27 protein-coding genes and 1 riboswitch are annotated in these 24,733 nt (G+C 64.4%); of the genes, 8 read left to right on the top strand and 19 right to left on the bottom strand.

Annotated features, from left to right (window positions below; all coding sequences use genetic code 11):
* The first annotated feature begins 16 nt into the window (after positions 1-16).
* The 5 genes from K3758_RS16325 to arfB all read left to right on the top strand — a co-directional run bounded on the left by K3758_RS16325 (position 17) and on the right by arfB (position 4,657).
* The gene (locus K3758_RS16325; protein WP_259946577.1) at positions 17-1,390 is read left to right on the top strand and encodes an MFS transporter; all 1,374 of its coding nucleotides are present in this window, start codon (positions 17-19) and stop codon (positions 1,388-1,390) included.
* Positions 1,387-2,331 (top strand): penicillin-insensitive murein endopeptidase, encoded by a 945-nt coding sequence (gene mepA / locus K3758_RS16330; protein ID WP_259946578.1) that lies wholly within the window; start codon positions 1,387-1,389, stop codon positions 2,329-2,331. The genes K3758_RS16325 and mepA overlap by 4 nt, the downstream gene beginning before the upstream one ends.
* A complete protein-coding gene (locus K3758_RS16335) occupies positions 2,304-3,218 on the top strand; it encodes an esterase-like activity of phytase family protein (RefSeq protein WP_259946579.1) in 915 nt (304 codons plus the stop codon). The genes mepA and K3758_RS16335 overlap by 28 nt, the downstream gene beginning before the upstream one ends.
* Positions 3,219-3,282: 64 nt before the next feature.
* A complete protein-coding gene (locus K3758_RS16340; protein ID WP_259946580.1) occupies positions 3,283-3,903 on the top strand; it encodes a queuosine precursor transporter in 621 nt (206 codons plus the stop codon).
* Positions 3,904-4,234: 331 nt separating this feature from the next.
* Positions 4,235-4,657: an alternative ribosome rescue aminoacyl-tRNA hydrolase ArfB gene (gene arfB / locus K3758_RS16345; protein ID WP_067939814.1), complete on the top strand. Its 423-nt coding sequence runs from the start codon at positions 4,235-4,237 to the stop codon at positions 4,655-4,657.
* 3 nt (positions 4,658-4,660) lie between these two features.
* Here the strand turns inward: arfB and cobF are convergent, their stop codons facing one another.
* The 7 genes from cobF to cbiT are packed head-to-tail and all read right to left on the bottom strand — an operon-like array spanning position 4,661 to position 10,087.
* Complete coding sequence (cobF, locus tag K3758_RS16350) at positions 4,661-5,410, bottom strand: precorrin-6A synthase (deacetylating) (protein ID WP_259946581.1); 750 nt, start codon at positions 5,408-5,410, stop codon at positions 4,661-4,663.
* The gene (locus K3758_RS16355) at positions 5,407-5,709 is read right to left on the bottom strand and encodes a DUF1636 domain-containing protein (RefSeq protein WP_259946582.1); all 303 of its coding nucleotides are present in this window, start codon (positions 5,707-5,709) and stop codon (positions 5,407-5,409) included. The genes cobF and K3758_RS16355 overlap by 4 nt, the downstream gene beginning before the upstream one ends.
* A complete protein-coding gene (gene cobA / locus K3758_RS16360) occupies positions 5,706-6,431 on the bottom strand; it encodes a uroporphyrinogen-III C-methyltransferase (protein WP_259946583.1) in 726 nt (241 codons plus the stop codon). The genes K3758_RS16355 and cobA overlap by 4 nt, the downstream gene beginning before the upstream one ends.
* Positions 6,431-7,753, bottom strand: coding sequence for a cobyrinate a,c-diamide synthase (locus tag K3758_RS16365; protein WP_259946584.1), 1,323 nt, complete (start codon positions 7,751-7,753; stop codon positions 6,431-6,433). The genes cobA and K3758_RS16365 overlap by 1 nt, the downstream gene beginning before the upstream one ends.
* Positions 7,750-8,535 (bottom strand): precorrin-4 C(11)-methyltransferase, encoded by a 786-nt coding sequence (cobM, locus tag K3758_RS16370; RefSeq protein WP_259946585.1) that lies wholly within the window; start codon positions 8,533-8,535, stop codon positions 7,750-7,752. Before cobM ends, K3758_RS16365 begins: the two co-directional genes overlap by 4 nt.
* Positions 8,532-8,909, bottom strand: coding sequence for a cobalamin biosynthesis protein (locus tag K3758_RS16375; protein ID WP_259946586.1), 378 nt, complete (start codon positions 8,907-8,909; stop codon positions 8,532-8,534). Before K3758_RS16375 ends, cobM begins: the two co-directional genes overlap by 4 nt.
* A complete protein-coding gene (cbiT, locus tag K3758_RS16380; RefSeq protein ID WP_259946587.1) occupies positions 8,906-10,087 on the bottom strand; it encodes a precorrin-6Y C5,15-methyltransferase (decarboxylating) subunit CbiT in 1,182 nt (393 codons plus the stop codon). The genes K3758_RS16375 and cbiT overlap by 4 nt, the downstream gene beginning before the upstream one ends.
* Between cbiT and K3758_RS16385 the strand changes: the two genes are divergently transcribed.
* Positions 10,086-10,835, top strand: a complete 750-nt coding sequence (locus K3758_RS16385; RefSeq protein ID WP_259950130.1) for a cobalt-precorrin-6A reductase — start codon at positions 10,086-10,088, stop codon at positions 10,833-10,835. The two genes, cbiT and K3758_RS16385, sit on opposite strands and share 2 nt — an antisense overlap.
* Here K3758_RS16385 and cobJ read toward each other — a convergent pair.
* The 10 genes from cobJ to K3758_RS16435 form a co-directional block, all read right to left on the bottom strand.
* Positions 10,811-11,545 (bottom strand): precorrin-3B C(17)-methyltransferase, encoded by a 735-nt coding sequence (gene cobJ, locus K3758_RS16390; protein ID WP_259946588.1) that lies wholly within the window; start codon positions 11,543-11,545, stop codon positions 10,811-10,813. The genes K3758_RS16385 and cobJ overlap by 25 nt on opposite strands.
* Positions 11,542-12,273: a precorrin-2 C(20)-methyltransferase gene (locus K3758_RS16395; protein ID WP_259950132.1), complete on the bottom strand. Its 732-nt coding sequence runs from the start codon at positions 12,271-12,273 to the stop codon at positions 11,542-11,544. The genes cobJ and K3758_RS16395 overlap by 4 nt, the downstream gene beginning before the upstream one ends.
* 2 nt (positions 12,274-12,275) lie before the next feature.
* Positions 12,276-12,905 carry a precorrin-8X methylmutase gene (locus tag K3758_RS16400; protein WP_259946589.1) on the bottom strand — a complete coding sequence of 210 codons (630 nt, stop codon included), beginning with the start codon at positions 12,903-12,905 and terminating at the stop codon, positions 12,276-12,278.
* Positions 12,895-14,043 (bottom strand): precorrin-3B synthase, encoded by a 1,149-nt coding sequence (gene cobG, locus K3758_RS16405; protein ID WP_259946590.1) that lies wholly within the window; start codon positions 14,041-14,043, stop codon positions 12,895-12,897. Before cobG ends, K3758_RS16400 begins: the two co-directional genes overlap by 11 nt.
* A complete protein-coding gene (cobN, locus tag K3758_RS16410) occupies positions 14,040-17,282 on the bottom strand; it encodes a cobaltochelatase subunit CobN (protein ID WP_259946591.1) in 3,243 nt (1,080 codons plus the stop codon). The genes cobG and cobN overlap by 4 nt, the downstream gene beginning before the upstream one ends.
* 6 nt (positions 17,283-17,288) lie before the next feature.
* Positions 17,289-18,323, bottom strand: coding sequence for a cobalamin biosynthesis protein CobW (gene cobW, locus K3758_RS16415; protein ID WP_259946592.1), 1,035 nt, complete (start codon positions 18,321-18,323; stop codon positions 17,289-17,291).
* Positions 18,320-18,694 (bottom strand): DUF1636 domain-containing protein, encoded by a 375-nt coding sequence (locus K3758_RS16420; protein ID WP_259946593.1) that lies wholly within the window; start codon positions 18,692-18,694, stop codon positions 18,320-18,322. Before K3758_RS16420 ends, cobW begins: the two co-directional genes overlap by 4 nt.
* A gap of 72 nt (positions 18,695-18,766) precedes the next feature.
* Positions 18,767-19,264, bottom strand: coding sequence for a hypothetical protein (locus K3758_RS16425; protein ID WP_259946594.1), 498 nt, complete (start codon positions 19,262-19,264; stop codon positions 18,767-18,769).
* Between the two features lie 11 nt (positions 19,265-19,275).
* On the bottom strand, positions 19,276-19,959 hold the full coding sequence (locus K3758_RS16430; protein ID WP_259946595.1) for a CbtA family protein: 684 nt from the start codon (positions 19,957-19,959) through the stop codon (positions 19,276-19,278).
* A 223-nt stretch (positions 19,960-20,182) separates the two neighbouring features.
* Complete coding sequence (locus K3758_RS16435) at positions 20,183-20,353, bottom strand: CbtB-domain containing protein (protein WP_082849519.1); 171 nt, start codon at positions 20,351-20,353, stop codon at positions 20,183-20,185.
* Between the two features lie 33 nt (positions 20,354-20,386).
* Positions 20,387-20,604: riboswitch (cobalamin riboswitch) on the bottom strand.
* Between the two features lie 165 nt (positions 20,605-20,769).
* Between K3758_RS16435 and K3758_RS16440 the strand changes: the two genes are divergently transcribed.
* A complete protein-coding gene (locus K3758_RS16440) occupies positions 20,770-21,771 on the top strand; it encodes a PAS domain-containing protein (RefSeq protein WP_259946596.1) in 1,002 nt (333 codons plus the stop codon).
* 3 nt (positions 21,772-21,774) lie between these two features.
* On the opposite strand, the gene pncB is transcribed toward K3758_RS16440, so the two are convergent.
* Positions 21,775-23,067, bottom strand: coding sequence for a nicotinate phosphoribosyltransferase (pncB, locus tag K3758_RS16445; protein WP_259946598.1), 1,293 nt, complete (start codon positions 23,065-23,067; stop codon positions 21,775-21,777).
* 69 nt (positions 23,068-23,136) lie between these two features.
* Complete coding sequence (gene pncA / locus K3758_RS16450) at positions 23,137-23,733, bottom strand: bifunctional nicotinamidase/pyrazinamidase (protein ID WP_259946599.1); 597 nt, start codon at positions 23,731-23,733, stop codon at positions 23,137-23,139.
* Between the two features lie 98 nt (positions 23,734-23,831).
* On the opposite strand from pncA, the gene K3758_RS16455 reads away from it, so the two are divergent.
* A complete protein-coding gene (locus K3758_RS16455) occupies positions 23,832-24,731 on the top strand; it encodes a rhodanese-related sulfurtransferase (RefSeq protein ID WP_259950134.1) in 900 nt (299 codons plus the stop codon).
* Positions 24,732-24,733 lie beyond the last annotated feature (2 nt).

Raw genomic sequence — 24,733 nt, forward strand, 5'->3', positions numbered from 1 at the left:
CGCGAAGGGGCGCAACATGGCACAGACAGGCGGGCGCAAGCGCATCTGGGGATGGTACTTTTTCGACTGGGCCAGCCAGCCTTACAACACCCTGCTGCTGACCTTTATCTTTGGCCCCTATTTCGCCCAAACCGCGACCAACGCGCTGGTCGACGGCGGGATGGAGCTTTCCGCCGCGAAAGCCCAAGCGCAGGCCTATTGGGGCTATGGTCTGGCGCTGGCCGGGATCGCGATTGCCATACTGGCGCCAATCTTGGGCGCGGTGGCAGATTCCTCGGGCCGTCGGATGCCATGGATCTGGCTGTTTTCGGCGATGTATGTGATCGGCGCAGCCGCCCTGTGGTGGACAGCCCCGGCGGATTTCTCTCTGCTTTGGGCATTGTTCTTTTTCGGCATCGGCTTGGTCGGGATGGAATTCGCCACGATCTTTACCAACGCCTATTTGCCCGAGTTGCACCCCGACCCGGGTGAACGCGGGCGCATCTCTGGCGATGGCTGGGCCTTTGGCTATGCGGGCGGGGTGCTGGCGCTGATCGCGATGATCGCCCTGTTTCAAAGCGGTGCGAACGGGCGCACCATGGCGGGGCTGACGCCGCTGTTCGGGCTGGACCCGGCGACCAAGGCCGACACCCGCATTGTCGGGCCGCTTGCGGCGATCTGGTACGCCGTTTTCATGATCCCCTTCTTCCTCTATGTGCGCGACACGCCGAAACCCGGAGCGCAACGCTACCGCGTGGGTGCGGGTCTGTCGGATCTGGCGCGCACCCTACGGGGCCTGCCGAAGCATCCCTCGCTGCTGGCCTATCTCGGCTCTTCGATGTTCTACCGTGACGCGCTGAATGGCATGTATACCTTCGGCGGGGTCTATGCGCTTGGCGTGCTGGAGTGGTCGATCCAAGAGATCGGCATCTTTGGCATCCTCGCCGCCATATCGGGCGCGGTGTTCTGCGTGCTGGGCGGGCGGATCGACCGGCGCATCGGGCCGATGCCGGTGATCGTGGCCTGCTGTATCATCCTTGTAGCGACTGCCTGTTTGATCATCTCGTTGGGGCCGAATTCTGTCATGGGCGTTTCTTTGCCTGAGGGGTCTGCCCTGCCGGATATCCTCTTCTACGTCGCTGGTGCCTCTATCGGGGCGGCGGGCGGTGCGCTACAGGCCTCCTCGCGGAACATGCTGACACGACAAGGAAACCCCGAGCGTATGACCGAGGCTTTTGGCCTTTATGCGCTGTCGGGCAAGGCGACCTCCTTCCTCGCCCCGGCACTGATTGCCCTGACCAGTGACCTCACCGGCAGCCAACGGCTGGGCATCACCCCCGTCGTGGGGCTTTTCATCGTCGGTTTGATCCTGTTAGCGTGGGTCAAACCCAAGGGAGATTTCGCCACATGACGCTGCTTCGCACCCTGACCTCCGTGGCACTGGCCTTTGCGCTGGCGTCTTGCGGGGGCGACCGGACCGAAACCGACATCAGCGGTGAGAAAGTCGCCCTGCCGACCATCGGTTCTTCGGGCGGCGCATTGAGCACGGTCGCCGCCAAGCGGCTCTTTGGCGCCAAAAGCTTTGCCTCCACGCAATCCTCGGCGGCTTTCGGCAGCTACTCCAAAGGGTGCCTCGCCGGGGCCGAGCAATTGCCCGAGACGGGTCCGACATGGCAGGCCATGCGCTTGTCGCGCAACCGCAACTGGGCCCATCCTGAGATGGTCGACATGGTCAAGAAACTCAGCCGCAAGGCGGCGCAGCAGCCGGGCTGGGAAGGCATCTATGTCGGTGATCTGAGCCAGCCGCGCGGCGGGCCGATGCTGACCGGCCACGCCAGCCACCAGATCGGGCTGGATGCCGATATCTGGATGTTGCCGCCCAAATCCCTCAACCTCAGCCGGGCGCAGCGCGAGAACATCTCGTCGATCTCCATGCGCCGGGCGAGTGGGGCCTATGTCAATTCCTCTTGGACGCCCGCGCATCACGAGGTGGTCAAGGCCGCGGCCCAAGACCCCCGCACCGCCCGCATCTTCGTCTTCCCCGGCGCGAAGGTACAGATGTGTGCCGATGAAAAGGGCGACCGCAGCTATCTGCGCAAAATCCGGCCTTGGTACGGGCATCACTATCATTTCCACGTCCGCATCGCCTGCCCAACAGGCGCGCGCGGCTGTGTGGATCAGGCCCCGCCCCCGCCGGGTGACGGCTGCGCCGATGCGCGGCAGTGGCAGGCCAATATCCTGAACCCACCAAAGCCCGATCCGACAGCCCCCAAAACGAAACCCAAGCCCAAGCGCGACATCCTGCTTGCGGACCTGCCTGCCCAATGCAACGCCGTTTTGAACGCAAACTGATCCGCGCCTGCCTCCCGTTCTTCCTGCTCATTGCCTGCGTGGCCCCCGCCGCGCAGACAGAGCCGGTGGTGCAGGTGGACAGTGTGCTGACATGGAGCGACCCGGCCCCGTGGTTCGGCGGCTTTTCGGGGGTCGAGGTTAATGCCGATGGCACCCGCCTGACGGCGGTCTCGGACCGGGGCCGCGTCGTGCAGGCGCGCATGGTCCGCGAGGCGGGCCGTCTGGTGGCGCTTGAGCTTGAGAAGAACGCCCCCCTCAAAGGGGCCGATGGCAAAGCCCTGCGCGGCCAGATGCGCGATGCCGAAGCGCTGGCGCTTGACGACACTGGGCAACTCTACATCTCGTTCGAACACGATCACCACGTCGCTCGGATTTCGCCTGAAAGCGGGGTCACCACCCCTCTGCCCAGACATGACGATTTTGCTAACTTTGCGCCGAACGCGGGGATGGAGACATTGGCCGCCCATCCCGATGGACGGCTCTTTGCGGCCCCCGAAGGCGGCGGCCCCACATCAGGGCCCATCCCGCTTTATGCCTTTGATGGCACCACATGGACAATCGCCGCAGAGATCCCGCGCCAAGGGCCGTTCTTGCCGGTGGACGCGGATTTTGCCGAGGATGGCACGCTCTATCTGCTGGAGCGGACGATCACGCCATTGGGCTTTCGCAGCCGCATCCGCAGTTTTGACCTGACCGCGCCAGGACTTGGGGAGGTAACTTTGCTGACCTCCGGCCCCGGTCAATATGACAACCTCGAAGCGCTCAGCACATGGCAGGACGCGGCGGGGCAAACCCGGCTGACCCTGCTGTCGGACGACAACTTTTTCGTCATGCAGCGCAATGAGGTGGTCGAGCTGATCCTTGCCAAACCGGGTGTCGAGGGCTAAAGACCGTTCCGTCTGCGATCCCCGCAGGCCAAGTCGCCGCACCCTTGCACAAAACGGTTCATACATGACACGCACCTATCTTCCCGGCATCCTTGCCATGGCCGCCATCGTCGTGGCCTCAAATATCCTTGTTCAGTTTCTCTTTGGCCAGTGGCTGACGTGGGGCGCTTTCACCTATCCGCTGGCGTTCCTCGTTACCGATGTGATGAACCGCCTTTACGGGGCCTCCGCTGCGCGCCGGGTCGTGTTGGTGGGGTTCGTCGTCGGGTTGATCTGCTCGCTCATTGGGACACAGATCATGGGCGAATTCGGCCCGCTGGTGACGGTCCGCATCGCGGTCGCCTCGGGCTCCGCCTTCCTCGTGGCGCAGCTTTTGGATGTGACGATCTTTAACCGTTTTCGCGATGGCGCATGGTGGCGCGCGCCTTTGATCAGCACGCTGATCAGCAGCGCGATCGACACGGCGCTGTTTTTCTCCGTCGCGTTCTCGGCCAGCCTGTCGTTCATCCACCCCGCGACCGATGTCACTTGGGCGACCGAAGCTTTGCCGCTGTTGGGTGCAGGCCCCGTTGCGCCACTTTGGGTCTCGCTCGCCGTGGCGGATTGGTCGGTGAAACTGGCCATCGCACTGGTTGCCCTGATCCCCTTCCGGCTGCTGACCGCACGGCTGACCGCCCGCGCTTGATACCGGCGCAGGGGGGCCCGCCCCATTGCCGCCGCACCGTCCAAAAAAACGCTTTGCGAATTTCAAAACCTGTGCAACGCTCAGGGTGAGTTCAACAAATGTAAAGGAGGTGATCCAGTGTCAAGAAAGGTATTGGAGCGAGGTGTCGGAACAGCCAGCGGGGTTTCTTGCTAGGGCAGCCCCTGGCAGTGCAACCACCTGGTGGACATCGGTCTAACCGATCCCCCTCCTGAAACCATTCGATTGGGCCGTTCCGCAAGGGGCGGCCCATTTCGCATTCCCCCTTCACCCTCACGGCGCAGACTGGCATGTTACCGGGCAAGGAGAGCCCATGCTGCACATCAACGATGACATCGCCATTCATGACTGGGAGCTGACCGAAAGCTTCATGCGCGCCTCCGGCCCCGGTGGGCAGAATGTGAACAAGGTGTCCTCGGCGGTGGAATTGCGGTTCGAGGCCGCCACCTCGCCATCGCTGCCGCAGCCCGTCAAAAACCGCCTGCGCCGTTTGGCCGGGCGGCGCTGGACCACCGAAGGCGCGCTGGTGTTGCAATGTGACGAAACCCGCAGTCAGGCCCGCAACCGTGAATTGGTGCGCGAGCGGCTGGCCGAGTTGATCCGCACCGCCCTGACCCCGCCCAAACGCCGCATCGCGACCCGCCCGACGCTGGGGTCGAAGAAACGACGCCTTAAGGCCAAGAAGGTGCGCGGCGAGGTTAAGGCGATGCGCGGCAAGGTTGATCCAAATACCTGAGCCTTAGCCTCGGCGCAGCAGATAGATATCCATGATCCAGCCATGCGCCGCCCGAGCGGCGGCACGGGTGGCGATGATATCTTCGGCGACCTCGGCCAATGGGCCGTGACGAATAATCTCTTCGGCCATGCCGACATAGGCCCCCCACCAGATCGTCACGCCCGCAGGCTCCAACGTCTGAAAAGCGCAGTCGCCATCCAGCATGATGACCAACGTATCGACCCCCTCGGGCCAGCCGTGATCGCGCAACTGCCGCCCGGTTGTGACCAAGAAGGGCGCGCCGATTTCATTCAGCGGGATCGCATGAGACGCGGTCAGCCCTTGCAAGGAGGTGATACCGGGGATCACGGTCATGCGCGGGGCCGGGTCGAGCCGCGCGGCGATGCGCAGGGTGCTGTCATAAAGCGACGGATCGCCCCAGACCAGCAGCGCCACCCGCCGCGCCGTTGGGTGCTGGGCCATTGCTGCGCGCCACGCATCGGCAATTGCGTCGTGCCAGTGGTCCACGCGGGCGCGGTAATCCTCAATTGCGGGGTCGCGCACGGGCAAATCAAAGCCGACGATCTGCACCGCCTCATTGGTCAGCACTTCGTCGCAGATGCTGCGCCGTAGCCCCGCCAGATCATCCTTGCCCGCGCCCTTTTGCGGGATCAAGATCAGGTCTTGTGCATTCATCGCCCGGATCGCCTGTAGCGTCAGATGCTCAGGGTTGCCGGTACCGATGCCGATCAATGTCAGTTCCAGATCAGTCATCCCGGTATCCTCGCGATTGCCTTCAAACGCAGGCCGCCCAGCACCCGCGCATCGGGGAAATTTCCATCGGCGGAGGCGGCATAGAGCGTCACGAAGCGGCGCAGATCATCGATGTCGGCTTCCGTGATCTCTCCGAACAGATAGGCCACCTTGCCCGGCGCGCGAAACGCCACCGTCTGCGCCCGCGCGCAGCCTGACATACAGTCGATGCCCTCGACCGTGACGTCAGGCAATCCGGCGCGCACCACGTCCAGAAAACCACCATCGGTGGTGCAGGAGGTGCAGACGAAAGCCTTCACGCCTCGAACTCGGCCAATGGCCCGTAGAAGATCAGCGCGGGCGTGGTGCTGCTGGCGCTCTCCAGATAGCGCGCCAAAGTTTCGATGGTAAAGCGCTGCACCTTCTCCGCCGGGGTCGAAACCGCCTCGGCCAGCAGCGCGGGCGTGGTGCCGGGCAACCCGTGCTCGATCAGACGCGCGGCGAGGCCTGCAAAGGTGCGTTTGCCCATATAGACCACGGTGGTCGCCATCGGATCGGCCAAGGCGGCCATGTTCACGTCATGGGGCAACTCTCCGGTCACATCCGCGCCGGTGATGAACTGCACGCGCCGCGCGGTCATGCGGCGGGTCAGCGGAATGCCCGCGGTCGCGGCGGCGGCTGAGGCGGCGGTAACGCCCGGTACGATCTCGAAAGGGATACCGGCGGCCCGCAGCGCGATAATCTCTTCTTCCAGCCGCCCGAACATGCCGCTGTCACCGGATTTCAACCGCACGACATTCAGCCCGGCCTGAGCGTGATCGACCAAGACCCGGCTCACATGATCTTGCTTGGGCGAGGCGCGCCCCGCCCGTTTGCCCACGCCAATGAGGTCCGCATCGGCCCGCGCGTGCTCCAAGATCGGCCCCGCGCTCAGGTCATCGAACAGCACCACATCAGCCGCCTGCAACCGCGCCACGGCTTTGACGGTCAGCAGTTCCGGATCACCCGGACCGGAGGAGACGAAGGAAACAAAGCCCCCCATCACAGCGCCGCAATCATGTGAAAGAACGTCCCCGTGGCACGCCCGCCGCCCGCGAACTCACGCACCGAACCAGTCTCGGGCACCTCAAGATCATTGGCGTCGGTGATGCGGGCCAACGGCGCGTCGGGCTCGGCAAGGATCGTGGCATAGTGGAACTCATGGCCCCGCAATTCGGCCCGCGCGGAATGGCCGGGGATCGGCGCGTTAAGATCGGCCTGACGGTAGCCCAGATGCATCTTGCGCTTGGCGAAAGAGGTCTCCAGCCCCAAAAGCCCCGCCATCGCGTGCCGCGTGCCTTCTTTGTCGATGATACCTGCACCCATCGCCATATAGCCCCCGCATTCTCCATGCACGGGACGCGTCTCGGCAAAATCGCGCAGCCCCTTGCGGAAATGCGCAGCGGCGGCAAGCTTGCCTGCATGAAGCTCAGGATAGCCGCCCGGCAGCCAGCAGCAGTCGGCGCTGTCGTCGGGGGCCTCATCCGCGAGCGGGGAGAAGGGCAAAACCTCTGCCCCCGCCGCGCGCCATCCCGCCAGCAAATGCGGATAGACAAAAGCAAAAGCGTTGTCCTGCGCCAGCGCGATGCGCTGTCCGGGTGGGGTGATCTGTGCCGGTGCAGGCGGGTTCTGCAAAGTGCCCCGCGCGGCGGCCCGCAGGGCGGGGACATCGACATGAGCGGCCACGAAAGCCGCTGCCTGTCCCAGCAGATCGGGCAGGTTCTCCTGCTCTCCGGCCTGCACCAGCCCGAGGTGCCGCTCTGGCATTTCGATCTCGACCCGGCGTGGGAGCGCGCCGAAGACTTCGATGCCAACAGCTTCCATCCCCGCGCGGACCAAGGTCTCATGTCGGGGGGAGGCGACGCGGTTTAGCACCACGCCTGCCAATTCTACATCGGGCCGCATTTCGCGAAAGCCAAGCGCCGTCGCCGCCACCGATTGCGCTGCCCCCGACACGTCGAGCACCAGCACCACCGGCCAGCCCATCAGCGCCGCGACATCCGCGCTCGCCCCATTGCCACAGGCTCCCGGTTTGGCCACACCGTCAAACAGCCCCATCGACCCTTCGCCAAGGATCAACTCGGCCCCATCGGCATTGCCGACAAGCCCTTCGATCCGGGCGCGGTCCATCGACCAACTGTCGAGGTTGAATGACGCCCGCCCCGATGCTGCCGTGTGAAAGGCCGGATCAATGTAGTCCGGTCCACTTTTAAACGGCTGCACCGCGACACCTTCAGCGCGCAGCGCGGCCAGCAGGCCCAGCATTAGGGTCGTCTTGCCGGTGCCGGAAGCGGGGGCGGAAATCAGTAGGCCGGGGGGGATCATGAGGAGGTCTCCGGGAAACGCGGCTCGGCCCCGACGGGGCGAAAGCGGCGGTCATAATCAGCGGCGTAAAGGCGGCTTTCGCCGAAATCTTCAGCGCCGAGGGCATGACCCACGAGGATCAGTGCGGTGCGGGCCATCTCCTCGCCGACCTCGGTGCGCAGGGTCGACAGCGTCGCTTTGACGATGCGTTGATCGGGCCAGCTTGCGCGCCAGACCACTGCCACGGGGCAATCGGCACCGTAATGCGGGGTCAGGTCTTCGACGACTTTATCCAGCACATGGACCGACAGATGGATGGCCAGCGTCGCGCCGGTGCGGGCGAAATTAGCGAGCGTCTCGCCTTCGGGCATCGCCGTAGCGCGACCCGAGGTGCGGGTGAGGATTACCGATTGCGCCACGCCCGGCAGGGTCAATTCGGCCCCCAATTCGGCCGCCGCAGCAGCGAAGGACGGCACCCCCGGCGTTACGTCATAAGAGATGCCCATCTCGCGCAAGCGGCGCAGCTGTTCGCCCATCGCGGACCAGACCGACAGATCACCGGAATGCAATCGCGCCACATCATGCCCTGCGGCATCGGCGGCGGCGATCTCTTCCATGATATCGTCCAGCGACAGCCGCGCGGTGTTAACGATCCGCGCGCCTTCGGGGCAGTGGCTCAGCAGCGCTTCGGGCACCAGCGATCCGGCATAAAGGCAGACCGGGCAGGCCGCGATCAGGTCGCGCCCGCGCAGGGTGATAAGATCCGCCGCCCCCGGGCCCGCTCCGATAAAATGTACAGTCACGGTGTTTTTCCTTTCGTCTCGGCAATCGCCGCTGTGGCCATGGCATCGCCTGAAACAACGCGCTCGGCAACCAATACGGCTCCCGGTCCGGCAGCGGCCAATGCGGCGGCTTCCGAGAGTGACCCGGTGCCGAAGCGGTCTTCGATCCGGGCCGATTGCGTGGGGGTTATCATGCGGGCCAAATCTTCGGTGGTGATGCCCAGCCCCGGCACGCCCAACTCTTGCGCAAAGTCGCGGAACACGGTCGCACGGGCCTTGGCCGCCTCGGTCACCAGCGCGTCGATCTTGAGGCCCTCGGGGTTTGCCCGTGCCAGCGCATCGCGCAGCGAGGCGACGCTTGCCGCGCCCCGAAATCCGATCCCGGCCATTCTCATAGTGTCACGCTCCATTGTACCACGGGCCGCAGCGGCTGCCAGCCGCGCATCCTGCCAAGCGGTGCGGCCTGCGCCAGTTCGATCCGCAACAGGGTGCCGCCATGCGCCGCGTGAAGCTGCGCCAAAAGCGCTTCGGTTTCCAGCGTCACCCCATTGGCGACCAGCCGCGTGCCTGCTGGTAGCGCAGGCAAGAGGGCATCGTAAAGCGCCGCGTTCCCGCCACCCCCGACGAAGACCACGTCAGGCAAGGGATGCCCCGCCCAGACCTCCGGTGCGCGGCCATGGGCGACCTGCATCCGAGCGGGCAGGCCGAAATCTGCGATGTTGCGGGTGATATTCTCCACCCGCGCGGCGTGCTGCTCAAAGGCGATGGCGTGGCCACTGGCGAGGCAGAACTCAACCGAGACAGAGCCGCTGCCCGCGCCGATGTCCCACAGCAGGTCCCCAGGCCGGGGGGCGAGGGCCGAAAGCGTCAACGCCCGTACTGGCGCTTTGGTGATTTGGCCATCGCTGGCAAAATACTCGTCCGGCAGACCGGGGGTGCGGGGCAAGCCGATACCTTCGGGCAGCTCCACCCCAACGGCCACAGGCGCCTGCACATCCGTCAGATCAAACCCATCCGCCTGCACCGCGCGCAGCCGCGCATCAGGGCCGCCGAGCCGTTCGGCCACATGCATTTGCGCCGTACCTGCGCCCTGTTCGCAAAGGAAGCGTGCCAATGCCGCAGGCGCATCGCCATCGCGCAGCAGACAGATCATCCGCCCTTTGGGACGCAACGTACCGCGCAATTGCGCCAGCGGTGCCGCGTGTAGCCCGTGGCAGGTGACCTCCTCCAACCGCCAGCCAAGCGCATTGGCCACCAGCGAGAATGTCGAGGGCGCGGGCAGGCTGCGCCATTCGCCGGGCTGCAACGCACCGACAATACTGCCGCCGGCGCCAAACCAAAAGGGATCGCCCGAGACCAGCATCACCACCCGCCTACCCCGCTCGGCCAGCACCGGCCCGACCGAGAAAGGCAACGGCCACGCCCGCCCGCGCGCGCCTGCGCTTGCCCGCTCGAGATGACGCGGCCCGCCAAAGATCACCTCGGCCCCAGCCAGCGCCGCGCGGCTTGCCGGGGGCAAGGCATCCGCGCTATCGTCGGGCATTCCGATGATGCTGAGCCAAGGGTCACCCATTATGCGCGTCCTTCTTTTGGGTGGCACCACCGAAGCCAGCGCCCTGGCGCGCGCCTTGGTCAAAGCCGAGATCGACGCAGTGTTTTCCTATGCCGGGCGCACCGATAAGCCAGTGGCCCAGCCCCTGCCCACCCGCGTCGGCGGGTTTGGCGGCGTGGCCGGGCTGGTGGCCTACCTCAAGGCCGAGGCGATCACACATGTCGTCGACGCCACCCATCCTTTTGCCGCAGGAATGAGCAACAACGCCTTTGTCGCCTGCGCCCGACAAGACCTGCCGCTGGTGCGGTTTGAGCGCCCCCCGTGGGAACCGCAGGAGGGGGACGATTGGACTTTCGTGCCCGACCTCACCGCGCTGCCCGCGGCCCTGCCCGACAGCCCGGCGCGGGTGTTTCTGGCCATCGGCAAGCAACAACTGGCGCTTTTCGCTGCGAAACCGCAGCACCGCTACCTCCTGCGCCTCGTCGATCCGCCGCGCGACCCGCTGCCGCTGCCACGGGCAACGGTCGTGCTGGCGCGCGGACCCTTCGACGTGGCGGGAGATACCTCGCTGATGCAGACCCATGCGATCACCCATGTGGTCGCCAAAAACGCCGGTGGCAGCGGCGCGCGGGCCAAGCTGGATGCCGCCCGCGCGCTTGGCCTGCCGGTGATCTTGGCCGACCGGCCCGACCTGCCGGGCGAGGTGGCTGCCAATGATGTGACCGAGGTGATGCATTGGCTACATCATACCGCGCTGCGCGGCGTATAGACATAGCGCCCGACCCGGCGCGTCGCGGAATTGCCGACGATAACCACGGTGCGCATATCAGCCATTTCAGGTGCCGCTTCGCCCAGCGTGACGGTGTTGAACGCCTCTTCGGGCGTGGTCACGGCGCGGGCGAAGGTGATCAGCCGATCCGGCCCGCATTCGGCGCGCAGGATCTCCAGCGCTTCGGCGAATTGATGCGGGCGCGACTTGCTGCGCGGGTTGTAGAAGGCCATGGCGAAATCGGCCCGCGCGGCCATCCGCAGACGGTGCTCGACCATCGTCCACGGCTTAAGGTTATCGCTAAGGTTTATCGCACAGAAATCATGACCCAAAGGCGCACCGAGCCGTGCCGCCGCCGCCAGCATCGCTGTGATACCGGGCAGGACGCGAATGTCGACACTCTCAAACGCCGGGTCACGCTCCACCGCCTCAAACACCGCCGAGGCCATGGCAAAGACGCCCGGATCACCCGACGACACCACCACAACCCGCGCGCCGGCTTGCGCCAATTGCAGCGCATGGGTCGCGCGGTCCAGCTCCACCCGGTTGTCAGTGGGGTGCAACGTCAGCCCGTCGCGGGGGGCGACGCGGGCAACGTAGGGAATATAGCCGATGACATCGGTGGCCTGCGCCAGCGCCTCGGTCACCTCGGGCGTCACAAGCGCGTCGTCACCAGGCCCAAGGCCCGCGATATGAAGGATGCCGCTCATGTGTCTGCCTCCGGTCTGCGGCCTTGGCCATGGACCAAGACGATCGCGAAATAGGGGCAATCGTCGTCGGCCACTTCGGAGAGTTTCGCCACCCGCTGATCGGGCATGGTGCCACGCTCCACCAGCCATGCGTCGTCCAGCTTGCCCGCCGCCGCGAGTGCTCGGCGCACAGTTGGCAGGTTGCGGCCCGTCTTCATCACCACCAGCGCATCGGCGCGTTTCATATGCTCAGTCAATTCGGCCTCAGGCAAAGTGCCCATGAGCACAGTCATCACGTCATCACCCCAAGTGAAGGGCGTATCCAGCGCGTTCCAGCAGCCCACCATGCCGGGGATTGCGGGCAGCACCTCAACCTCGGCGCGGCCCTGAAGCCGGGTGTGCAGATGCATGAAGGAGCCGTAGAAGAAGGGATCGCCCTCACACAGCACGACCACTTCGTGATCCTGCGCCAGTGCTTCGAGCCGGTCGGCCCATTCTTCGTAAAAGGCGACCATCTGGGCGCGATACTCGGGCGAATCAAACCGCAGTTCCGTAGTTACGGGATATTCCATCGCGTATTCCACTACGTCGTCGCGCAGCATCCCCTCGACGATCCGGCGCGCTTGGCCCGCGCGGCCCTTCTTGCGGAAATACGCCAGATGCCGCGCGCCGCGAATGGCACGGTCGGATTTCACGCTCATCAGTTCCGGGTCGCCGGGGCCAAGGCCCGCGCAGATAACCTTGCCCATCTTCATTCCACCCTGCTTGCCAACGCATTTACCGCCGCCACGGTGATCGCCGAGCCGCCCAAACGCCCCTGCACGATCATCGACGGTACCGGCAAGTCTTGCATTAAGGCCTCTTTCGATTCCGCCGCGCCGATGAAGCCCACCGGGCAGCCGATGATTGCCGCCGGGCGCGGGCAATCGGGGTCTTCGAGCATGTTGAGCAGGTGAAACAGCGCCGTGGGCGCATTGCCGATGGCCACCACGGCGCCTTGCAGATGGGGCCGCCACAGTTCCAGCGCGGCAGCAGAGCGGGTGTTGCTCATCTTCGCGGCCAGTGCTGGCACCGAAGGGTCGCGCAGGGTGCAGATCACCTCGTTCTCGCGCGGCAGGCGTTTGCGGGTGATGCCTTCGCTGACCATATAGGCGTCGCAGAGGATCGGCGCGCCGTCCTCCAGTGCCGCCCGCGCGGCCACGGCCATGCCTTCGGAAAAGCAGATGTGCTCCTCCAGCCCGACCATGCCCGCGGCGTGGATCATGCGCACGGCGACGATCTCTTCCTCGGGGGTGAAGCGCTGCAGCGCCGCCTCGGCCCGAATCGTGGCAAAGGACTGGCGGTAAATCTCGGCACCGTCGGTGATATAGCTATGGGGCATCGGCGGACTTTCTAAAGTGAGAGGCGATGGCGGCGGGGGTTAGCCCGCGCAGATCAGGGGCCGCATCGGCGCGGCCATTGCGGATGAGGTCATATTGGTCCCGCGCAGTGGCGGTCAGGGTGAGGTCTGTGGCAAGCGGTGCAGCACAGCCCTTGGCGCATCCTGAGATATGCAGGCATTGGCCTTGCGGCACCGAAGCGACAAGGTCGCGCGCCAGTCCGCGCGTCTCGCCGCGCGCTTGGGCGCAGCCGGGCGCGCCGATACAGGCGACGACGCGCAAGAGTGGGTCGGCGGCATCGGTGATGAGGCTGGGCAAGTCGGGGAGCTCGGTAGCGCCTTCGATCAGCACCATCCGCCACGGAGTCAGGCGGAGCGGGCCAAGGTCGGCAAGCGCGGTGAGCGTTTCTGCGTCCATTTGCCCAAAAGCGCATGCGACCAGCGCCCCTGTTGGGTAGAGGCCTAGCGTCGGAGTGCTGAGGCCGCTTTGGCGGGGATGGTTGAAACCGGAAGGCAAGGTCGCCCCTGCCGCTAAGGCGTGCGCGGCACGGGTGGCATCCTGCGCGCGAACCCATGTGGCCAACGCGATGGCTTCGGCCACGGCGGTATCGCGGGAAACCGGTTTGCCCAATGTCGCCCCCTCGGCGCAAAGTAAAAGCTGCCCATCCGCCGCCCGCTCAAAGCGAATGTCGGCGGGGTCTGCCTGCAACACTGGCTGTGGCCCTGCATCGACCGCATAGCCGAACTTGCTCGATACATCGGGCAGCGCGTGGCTCTGCGCGGCGGCGGTCAACTGCTGGGTCAGATGATCCGTATCATCGCCCGCTTGCCAGAAGGGCGTCACCATGAGGTTGCGCCGCCGTTCAGCCCCCTCATCCACATCGATCAATGCCTGCGCGCGCAGCGCGTCGATCAGCCCCTCATGCCGCGCGGGATCAATCCCGCGCAGTTGTAGATTGGCCCGGTTCGATAGATCGAACATTCCGTTGCCATAACGCAGCGCCAGCTCTGCCACGCCGCGCGCTTGAGCCGGGGTCAACCGCCCCTGCGGCACCCGGAGGCGGACCACCAACCCATCGCCGGACAGCATCGGGCGCAACGCGCCGGGGCACCAGCCCTTGATGACGGGGGCCCTGCTCACTCCACCCCGTCCAAGGTGGCCGAGATCGAATTGCGGCGCGTCACCCAAAGGCCAGCGTCCCGAAGGGCCGCAAAACGGTCGCGCATGGCCTGCAGCGCGGCAGGGTTCTCAGCCTCCATGAAGGCCACAAGATCGTCGCGGCCCAGCGTGGCGTCGAAATAAAGGTCAAAGAGATGCGCAGGCACCTCGCGTGTCAGATGCGCAAAGGCGGCAAGGTTGTCGAGCGTCGCCGCCACCTCTGCCGCGCCGCGAAAACCGTGGCGCATCATGCCGCTGGCCCAGCCGGGGTTGGCGGCACGGGCGCGCACAACGCGGGCAATTTCCTCGGGCATGGACCGCGCGCGGGGGCTACCAGCGCGGGTGTGATCAAGGTGGTACATCGCGGGCTTCTGCGCACCCAGATGCGCCATCGCGGCGGCAAAACCACCTTCGTGGCTGGCATAGTCCGACGCGAGCAGGATATCGCTTTCGGCCAAGTCCTGCACATGGGCAAAGCCATCGGCGCGGTGCAACTGCGACTCCAGCGCGGCGCGGTCTTGATGCGCTTCGCCTTGGGCGTTGATCGCCCATTCGGAGCCGCTCAGCCACGCCTCCCCCGCCGCCGCGCGGCCTGCGTCGGAATAGTCTTGTAACGCCGCTTCCATGTTCACGCCGTAAAGGCCGGGCTTGGGGCCAAAGACGCGCGGCGTGCGGGTGAGGTAGGGGTTCATGTCGGGCGCTTCTTCGCGTTCGGCCAATGCTGCGGCGCCTGCCTCAAATATCTGCCCCAGCCCCGGAAACACATCCCGGAACAGGCCCGAAATGCGCAGCGTCACGTCGATGCGCGGACGGTCCAGCAAGGTCAGCGGCAACACCTCAAAGCCCGAAACCCGCTCGCTGCCTTCGTCCCATTTCGGCGCGAGCCCCGCGAGATGCATGGCCATAGCGACCTCTTCGCCAGCGGTGCGCATGGTGGCGGAGCCCCAAAGGTCAATCACCAGCCCGCGCGGCCAGTCGCCGTTGTCCTGCAAATGGCGCCGCAGCAATTCTTCGGCCAGTTTCACGCCCTGCGCATGAGCGGCCCGGCTGGGCACGCCGCGCGGATCGACGGCATAGAGGTTGCGCCCCGTAGGCAGCACATCCGATCGCCCGCGATAGGGGGAGCCGGAAGGGCCAGCGGTGACGCGCCGCCCTGCAAGCGCGGTCAGCAGCCCATCCCATTCGCCCTCTCCCGCGCCAAAAATGTGGAGGCCGTCGCCGTATTGGCTTTCCTTGATGTCGCAGACGAAGGCGTCAATCCGGGTCAGCGCCTCGGCCGAGGAACTGGCAGCATCGAGGCCAAGGTCATCTTCGACCCCCGCCGCCTGCGCCTCGGCGCGGATCGTGTCGACCAGACGGTCGCGGCGCGCGGGGTCGAGCCCGTCGGCGGTGGAATATTCATCCAGCAGCCGTTCCAGACGCAACAGCCCCTCGGGCGTTTCGCTGTCTTTTAACGGGGGTGGCAGATGGCCCAAGGTCACAGCACCGATGCGCCGCTTGGCCTGTGCCGCTTCGCCCGGATCGTTGACGATAAACGGATAGATCACCGGCAGATCGCCGGTCAGCGCCTCGGGCCAGCAGTCGTCCGACAGGGCCACGGCCTTGCCCGGCAGCCATTCCAGCGTGCCATGCGCGCCGATGTGCACCAACGCGTGGTGCCCCTGTGCGCGCAGCCATAAGTAAAACGCCACATAGGAGTGGCGCGGGGTGCGGGCGAGGTCGTGATAGCTGTCTTCGCGGTCCGTCAGATCGCCGCGTTCGGGTTGCAGCGCGACCAGCGCGTTGCCGCAGGTTTGCGCGGCGAAGTGGAAGGCACCGTCTTGAACCAGCGGATCATCCTCAGCCGCGCCCCATGCGTCGCGAAGGTCATCGCGCAGCGCCTGTGGCAGGTTGGCTAAGGCGGCGTGATAGTCGGCAAGCGGCCAAGAGATACGCTGTTCGGTGAGACTCCGGCCAAAGCCGATTTGCGGCGTGACGCTATAGCCCTCGCCCGCCAGCCGCATCAGCATGTCTTCGACACTGGCCAGCGCGTCGAGCCCGACCGCGTGGGCCAATTGATCGTCCCGCCCCGGATAGGTCGAGAGCACCAGTGCCAGCTTGCGCCTGTCCGCAGAGGTTTGCGCCAGCAGCTGCCAGCCAAGTACACGCTCAACGACCGCTGAGATCCGCGCATCCTCGGCCCGGTGGGCAAAGCGGGAATATTGCAGATCGGGGTCGCGTTTTTCCGGGCTTTTGAAACTGACGACGCCGGTGAAGATACGGCCATCCACTTCGGGCAGAACCACATGCATCGCCAGATCGGCGGGCGAGAGGCCACGCTCGCTTTCGTCCCAATCGCGCCGCCGCGCGGTCGAAAGCGCCACTTGGAAAACCGGGCATCCCGGCGCGTCGAGTGGGGAGGTCCCGTCATCCCCGCGCCCCGAAAAGGCGGTGGCGTTGACGATTGAAACGGGTTCCATCGCGGCAAGCGCATCGCCCAAAAAGGCCCGCGCGGGATCGGACTTGAGCGAAGGGACAAACAGCCCGATGGCGTTCAGCCCCGCCGCACGCAACGCGCGGATCAGCGCATCGACGGGCGCGGTATCGGCAGCCAGCAGGTAGCTGCGGTAGAAGGTGATAGCAACCGTGTCGCCCGCCGCATCAGCGAAGGAAACAACACCTTGGTCAGGGTCGTAGTAGCCGCAGTCGGGCACCGTTTTCGTGCCCATCACCGGCCCGGCATAGAACCCCGCCGCCAGCGCCATTTGCGCAAGTGCGGCCTGCGCCGCCACTGGCCCGCCCGCGTCACATAGATGCGCAAGACGGCGCAGGGTAGAGACAGGCAGCGTTGAATGCGCGTCCAGCCCCGGGTCTTCGCGCCCATCGGCGGGCAGCACGGCCAGTGCGATGTCATTCCGGCGGGCGAAATCTTGGACCTGCATGATGCCGTAGGGCCAATAGTTCTCGCCCCCGATGAGGCGGATCAGGATGCCCTTGGCCCCGGTCAGCGTCTGTTCGATGTAGTTGTCGACCGATGCAGGATGCCGCAGCGCCACAAGGTTGCACAACCGCAGGGAGGGCAGCTTGCCCTCCTTGCCGCCACCGCGATGCCAGCCTGCCGCGAAAGCGCCCAGATCACTGTCGGAAAACGACAGCACCACCAGATCAGCAGGCGTTTGGCCCGGATCATAGGGGGTGTCGGTATCCTCCAACCCGTGGCTTTCGCGAAAGACGACATGCATGCTCGGTTAGGCTCCCAATACGTCGCGTATCGCGGCGAGGTTGATGTCGTCATGTTCGGCGATGACCACCAAATGCCCGGCGCGCGGATCGCTGCCCCATGGGCGGTCGAACTGCTGACGCACCCGCGCGCCCACGGCCTGCACCAACAGGCGCATCGGTTTGCCCTCGACAGCGACATAGCCTTTGACGCGCAGGATGTTCTGTTCGCGCGCAAGCTGTTCGATTGAAGCCACCAGTGCATCGACATCCGCCACTTCCGGCATCGGGATCACCACGGTTTCAAAATCGTCATGCTCGTGATCGTCGTGGCCATCATGATGCGAGGGGCGCGCGGCGAGGTCGTCTTCGGCAGCGGCGTTGAGGCCCAGCACGACCTTGGGGTCAATCACGCCTTCGGTCATCTCAAGGATCGGAATCTCGCGCGGGCTTTCGTCTTCGATCACCTTGCGTGCCTTGGCGAGCCCTTCTGGACCGGCCAGATCGGCCTTGGACATCAAGATGATATCGGCGCAGGAGATTTGATCTTCGAAAACCTCAGACAGCGGGGTTTCGTGGTCAAGGCTGTCATCGGCCAGACGCTGCGCGTCTACAGCAGCGACATCGGCGGCAAAAGTGCCCGCCGCCACGGCCTCGGCATCGGCCAGCGCGATGACGCCATCGACGGTGATCTTCGAACGGATCGCGGGCCAGTCAAAGGCCTTGAGCAGCGGTTTCGGCAGGGCCAGACCGGAGGTTTCGATCAGGATGTGATCGGGGCGGGTCGGCAGGGCCATCAGCGCTTCGATGGTCGGGATAAAGTCATCCGCCACGGTGCAGCAGATGCAGCCATTGGCCAGCTCGACGATGTTTTCAGCCGGGCAATCCTCAATGGCGCAGGATTTCAGGATGTCGCCATCGACCCCCACGGTGCCAAACTCATTAACCAAAACGGCAAGGCGACGCCCGCCTGCATTGGTCATCAGGTGGCGGATCAACGTGGTCTTGCCCGCGCCGAGAAAGCCGGTGATGACGGTAACGGGAATTTTGGCGAGATCGCTCATGCGGAAGGCTCCTGCGGCAGGGTCAAAGGGGGGATACGCGCAAGGCTTTGCTTGCGAAAGATAACAGGGCGTTCGCGCCATGGCACCAGCCCGTCTTCGGTGGCGGCATAGGCGGCGGCTCCGGCAAGGATGTCGGCGGCGTCTTCCTTGGTCAGACGGCCATAGACATAGGACCATTTGCCCGGCGCAGACAGCGCCACGGCGGCCCCCTGCGAACAGGCGGAAAGACATTGCACCGGCACGATGGTCACGCCCTCGGGCGCGCCTGCGGCGTCGAGGGCGGCTTGAAGCTGCGCGCCGGGGCGCGGGGCGTCTTCTTCTAACACCTCACCGGCGCGGCAGGTCATGCAGACATGTAGGGTCGTGCTCATTGATCTGGTCCCATCGGGTTATGCGTGCCGGGTATGCGCTCCGGCCCGTTATGAAAAGGGGAAGCGGGGCGATTATTCAACTGTCAGCACCTCGCGCGCGGTAATCGGCGCACCGTTTACCGCCAAGGGGCGGTGGTCATTGGCGTTGAGCGTGACCTCAACTGTGACCGCGCCCTTGGGCAGATCAGGCAGATGCAGCCATGGGCCATAAAGCCGCCCGATCTTGGCACCGTTGACATAGACATGGGCATGGCCCTCGCCCGGTTGGTTGTCCCCGCTGGCGTTTTGCGGGGCAAAGGCAAAGCCTTCGGTCTCTACGTAAAGGTTATGGCCTGACATTGGGTCAGGTGTCACGCGGATCGCGAGGCTGGGGGCGTCTTCGGCGGCAAGCGCGATAGGCTGGCCGTGCATACGTGCGTGGTCTGCGCCGCCGTGGTCCATCCCGCCATGGGCGGCAGGGTCGCCATGGTCATGGCCGTCGAAGGTCACACCGTTGCTTGCGGCGATGGCAAAACCGATGCCACCGCCAAAGACCAACCCGATGGCGAAAAGCGCCAGTGATCTGTCCATCTTGACCTCCCTCAGGCGCTGCGCGCGCCTTCACGTTGCCAAAAGAACCCGGCGAAACTGCCCAGCAGCACCCATGCGGCAAGGCCGATGCCAAGCGCGCGGGCGGCGAACAGCGCGCCGATCTCGGTGGGCACCGGGCCGCTGAAACTGTCGGGCTCGGGTGCACCGACGACATGCGGGGCCATCAGCAACACCGCCGCGCCGATCCACGCGGCCCAACCATTGCCGAAGGCCAGCAGCCAGAGCGCCACCAGCGCCGCCCCGGCCGTGGCAAACCACCAGATTTGCCGCGCGGTAATGTCTGCTGCGGCCACGCCGGGCACCTCGGGCGCAAGGCTGAAGCCCGGCGCGAGGTGGAAAGCAACGAAGCCCGCCACCCCCCAAAGGATACCCCAGCGGCCATCAATCATCGCGCCGCGATCTTCGCCAAAGCTCATCGCGCCAAGTAGGATCAACGCATAGGCAGTATAGGTCAGCATGGTGAAGATCAGGCTCAGCCCATCGCGGACAGCGTCGAAACCGGGCAGATCGGGATGCGCGCTGACCGCGTCGGCACCGAAATGCACAAGTGCGCCGGTCTCATAAAGTTCGGCGTGCAGCAGAACGGGCTGCACGAAATAGAGCTGCAACAGGCCGGTCAGCAAACCGGCAGACGCCCCGGCAAAGAGGGCGGAGGTTAGGAAACGAGAGAACATCGAAATGGTCCTTGGATACGAAATGAAAGACGGCGCCGCGCATAAAGCGGACCGAGGGCATCACCAGACCTCGAGACATGGCAGTACCCTTCCCGCCGCAACAAGCGATGGGAGATTGGCACGGCTAGTCAGCGAAAGGCTGGCAAAAGCAGACGGACGGCAGATTCACAGATAGCCGGACTGCGTGTTGGCAGCCCGGACCCCTGTGATAGTGACGTGGCGCTTAGTGGCAGGGAAAGCCTGTCGCGTGGCGTACGTCATGGGCGGCATCGTGCAATGCTGCGGCCTGCACATGGCCAGTCAGAGCCATCAGGGCAACGCCCAGCACAGCGGCAAACAGTGCCGGTACGAGTTTGCTGCGCGTGGCGCCGGCGGTCTTAATCATCGTCGTCATATTCATTCTCCTTACCGTCACACCCGACGGCATCTAGCGTTTCACTTGCCTGGCAGGTCTCCTGGCTCGCGGGTCGTGACCTTTGCCCGCCTTCCCCGTCCGAATGGACAAGTGGCACGAGGGGCATTGGCTCACCGCTTACAGTCGCGGGGGCGGCTTCGGCTTCGGGGTCATGCGACCCCTTACTGAATTCCCTTTTCGGTCCCACACCAAAAGGCGCTTCTCGGGACACCAAGCGCCCTCAATTACGCATTTTCGACCCTTCATGACAAGCCGCATTTATTGAGCACGACGAAACGCGATCGCGCATACAGCATCTAGTAGACAAATATGGCCCAAACCCCAGTATGCGGGTTGACCCAAAAGCCACGCGCGGGGCACATTGTCGGCCAGTTTCGAGCGAAGGGCGGCAATTCATGAACGACAAGACGGTTTTGGCCGCTCGGCAGACCCTGACCGATGACGTTTTAGGCAAGGTCGTGCGCTACGCCCGCTTGCCGTTGTGCATCACCGACCCGACCCTGCCGGACAATCCGATCGTCTATGTTAATGAGGCTTTCACCGATCTTACCGGCTATCGCTTGGAGGAGATCGTCGGGCAAAACTGTCGCTTTCTGCAAGGGCCGGATACCAAGCGCGAAAGTATCGACGCAGTGCGCAACATCCTGTTGGATCGCCGGGTCGATACGGTCGAGATCGTGAACTACCGCAAGGACGGCAGCCGCTTTCTGAACGCCCTGCAACTGGGCCCTATCAATGACGAAGACGGCAACCTGATCTATTTCTTCGGCTCGCAACTCGATGTCTCCGAACGCCGCCGATTAGAAAGCGAGCACCGCAAACTGGCCGATGATGAGTTGCTGCACCGGCTGCGCAACATTGTGAACGTCATGACCGCCATGGTCCGTTTGACCGCCCGCGAAGAACCGACCCCAGCAGCCTTTGCCAACAAGGTGATCGACCGGCTTTCGGCTTTGGGCGCGGCGCATTTCGACACGATTGGCCGCAGTGACCAGCAAGAGGTGGATTTCAAGACCCTGATAGGGCCGATCATTCGGGCCTATACCTCGGCCACCGAAGAGCAGATCAACCTCTCGGGGGCGAACCCGCTGATTTCGCACCGCCTCGTCTCGCCCCTGACGCTGGCCCTGCATGAGCTGGCGACAAACGCGGTGAAACATGGCGCGCTCAGCACCGAGACGGGGCGGGTGTCGCTGGACATCGCGCTTCTTCAAGCGCCCGCCCGGTTGCGATTCGTTTGGCAGGAAATCGGTGGACCAGAGGTGACGAAATCCGACCGCGACAGCGGCTCGCGGATCATCCAGTCGCTGACCCGCGCGGTCGGTGGCACCTTGCAATACGATTGGCAGCCCGACGGATTGATAGCCACGGCGGAATTCCCGATTGGTCAGGATTGACCCTTAGACGATCACCTGCTGCGCGGCCTGCTCTCCCACCCCGAAGACCCGTTTGTAGCGCGCGATTTCATCTGCCGGACCCATCGCTTTGTTGGGGTTGTCCGACAGTTTAACCGTGGGCCGCCCATTGGCGCTGACCGCTTTGCAGACAAGGCTGAAGGGTGCCAGCGCATCATTCGGCACCAACCCGCGGAAGTCATTGGTCAACAACGTCCCCCAGCCGAAGGAGATTTTCGCCTTGCCCGCAAACTGCGCGTGCAATTCCTTGATCTTGTCGACATCCAGCCCATCGCTAAAGATCACCCGCTTGGTCGTCGGGTCTTCGCCGCGCGCGCGCCACCAGTCGATGGCCGTCTGCGCCGCCGTGGCCGGATCACCGCTGTCGACGCGGATGCCGGTCCAGCCCGCCAGCCAATCCGGCGCGTGATCAAGGAAACCCTTTGTGCCGTAAGTGTCGGGCAAGATGATCCGCAGATTGCCTTCGTGTTCGTCATGCCAATCCGACAGCACGTCATAGGGCGCGCGGGCGAGTTCGGCATCATCATCGGCCAGCGCGGCATAGACCATCGGCAACTCATGCGCGTTCGTACCGATCGCCTCTAGCTCACGCATCATGGCAATGCGGCAGTTAGAGGTGCCGGTGAACGCATTGCCCAGCCCCTCGTGCATCGCCTGCACGCACCAATCCTGCCAGAGGTACGAATGCCGCCGCCGGGTGCCAAAATCAGCGATCGAGAGGTTATCCACCTCGCGCAGCGCTTCGATCTTTTCCCAGACGCGGGTCATGGCACGGGCGTAAAGCACCTGAAGCTCGAACTTACCCATCGGGTCGAGCGCGGCGCGGCTGCGCAGCTCCATCAGCACCGCCAGCGCGGGGATCTCCCACAGCATGACCTCGTGCCATTTGCCTTCAAAGGTCAGTTCATATTGATCGCCCTTACGCTCCAGATGATAGGGCGGCAGGCGCATGCCTTCGAACCACTCCATGAAATCGGGGCGGAACATCTGGCGTTTGCCGTAAAAGGTATTGCCGCGCAGCCAAGTGCTTTCGCCCCGGCTGAGGCTGAGCGAGCGGATATGATCCAACTGCTCGCGCAGTTCGCCTTCGTCGATCAGCTTGGCCAACGGGATATGGGTAGAGCGGTTGATCAGGCTAAAGGTGACCTGCGTGTCCGGCTTGTTGCGAAACACCGACTGGCACATCAGCAGCTTATAGAAATCCGTGTCGATCAGCGACCGCACGATGGGGTCGATCTTCCACTTGTGGTTATAGACGCGGGTGGCGATGTCGACCATGGGAGGTTCCTTATTGCGTGCCCCTTCATGCCAAGGGGGTGGGCAGATGGGCAAGGGGAAAGCGGCGGATTAGGCCAGCGTCACCCCCGCCGCGCGCATGCCTTCGCGGGCTTTGGCAAGCGATCCATCCAGATCAATGGCGCGGCACAGGTCTTCGCGCACATCGACCTTGAACCCAAGTTTTGCCGCGTCCACAGCCGAGAAGTTTACGCAGAAATCTAGCGCCAGCCCCACCATGGTCAGCCGCTCGATCCCGCGTGTGCGCAGGTAGCCTTCGAGCCCCGTGGGCGTGCGGTGGTCATTCTCGAAAAACGCTGAATAGCTGTCGATCTCGGGGTTATAGCCCTTGCGGATGATCAGATCGGCGCGGTCGGTTTGCAGCTCGGGGTGGAACTGCGCGCCAATGCTGCCTTGGATGCAGTGATCGGGCCAAAGTACCTGCGCGCCGTAGGGCATGTTGATGACCTCGTAAGGCCCGTTGTTCTTATGCGATGAGGCAAAAGACGAATGCCCGGCCGGATGCCAGTCCTGCGTCAGGACCACGGCGTCAAACTCGGGCATCAGCGCGTTGATGCCGCGCAGAATCTCATCGCCTTGCGGCACTTCCAGCGCGCCGCCGGGGCAGAAATCATTTTGAACGTCGATCACGATCAGGGCATGGGTCATGGGCATTCTCCTTACCAAAAGGGGTAGGGCTGCGGATGGGGTAGGTCAATGGCACGCGCCGGATTGAGCTTTGCCGCCGAAGCGCTTATTTGACGCTCATGTATACCATCGCCGCCCTATATCACTTCACCCGCTTCGACGATCCCGCCGCGCTCAAACCCGCGCTTTTGGCGCTTTGCGAGGCGCAATCGGTCATGGGCACGCTGCTGTTGGCCCCCGAAGGGGTGAACGGCACCATCGCCGGGCCGCGTGCCGGGATCGACGCGGTGATCGCCCATCTGCGCGCCCTGCCCGGCTGCGCCGATCTGGAGTGGAAAGAGGCCACCAGCGACAAGCCGCCTTTTGGCAAGATGAAGGTGCGGATCAAACGCGAGATCGTGACGATGGGCCAGCCCGATGTCGATCCGCGCGCCAAGGTTGGGCATTACGTCGACCCCAAAGAATGGAACGACTTGATCCGCTCTCCCGATGTGGCGGTGATCGACACGCGCAACAATTACGAAGTGGCCATCGGCACCTTTGAAGGGGCGGTCGACCCGCAGACCGAAAGCTTCGGCGAATTCCCCGAGTGGTGGGAGGCGAACAAAGACCGCTTCCACAACAAGAAGATCGCGATGTTCTGCACCGGCGGCATCCGTTGCGAAAAGTCGACCAACTATCTGATCGGTCAGGGGGTTGAAGATGTCTTTCACCTTAAGGGCGGCATCCTGAAATACCTTGAAGAGGTGCCTGAACAAGAAAGCACGTGGGAAGGCGATTGCTTTGTCTTCGACAACCGCGTGAGCGTCGGCCATGGGCTGCGCGAAGGGCCGCATATGCTCTGCCACGGGTGCCGCCGTCCGATCCTGCCTGACGATACGACACACCCCGCCTATGAGGCTGGCGTGTCCTGTCATCAGTGCGCGGAGGAGACATCGGACGCCGACAAAGAGCGGTTCCGCGAGCGTCAGCGGCAGATCATGCTGGCGAAAGAGCGTGCAGCGTCGGAGCAGGATTGAGC

It is taken from the genome of Sulfitobacter sp. W002, assembly GCF_025142135.1.
GTDB lineage: Bacteria > Pseudomonadota > Alphaproteobacteria > Rhodobacterales > Rhodobacteraceae > Sulfitobacter > Sulfitobacter profundi.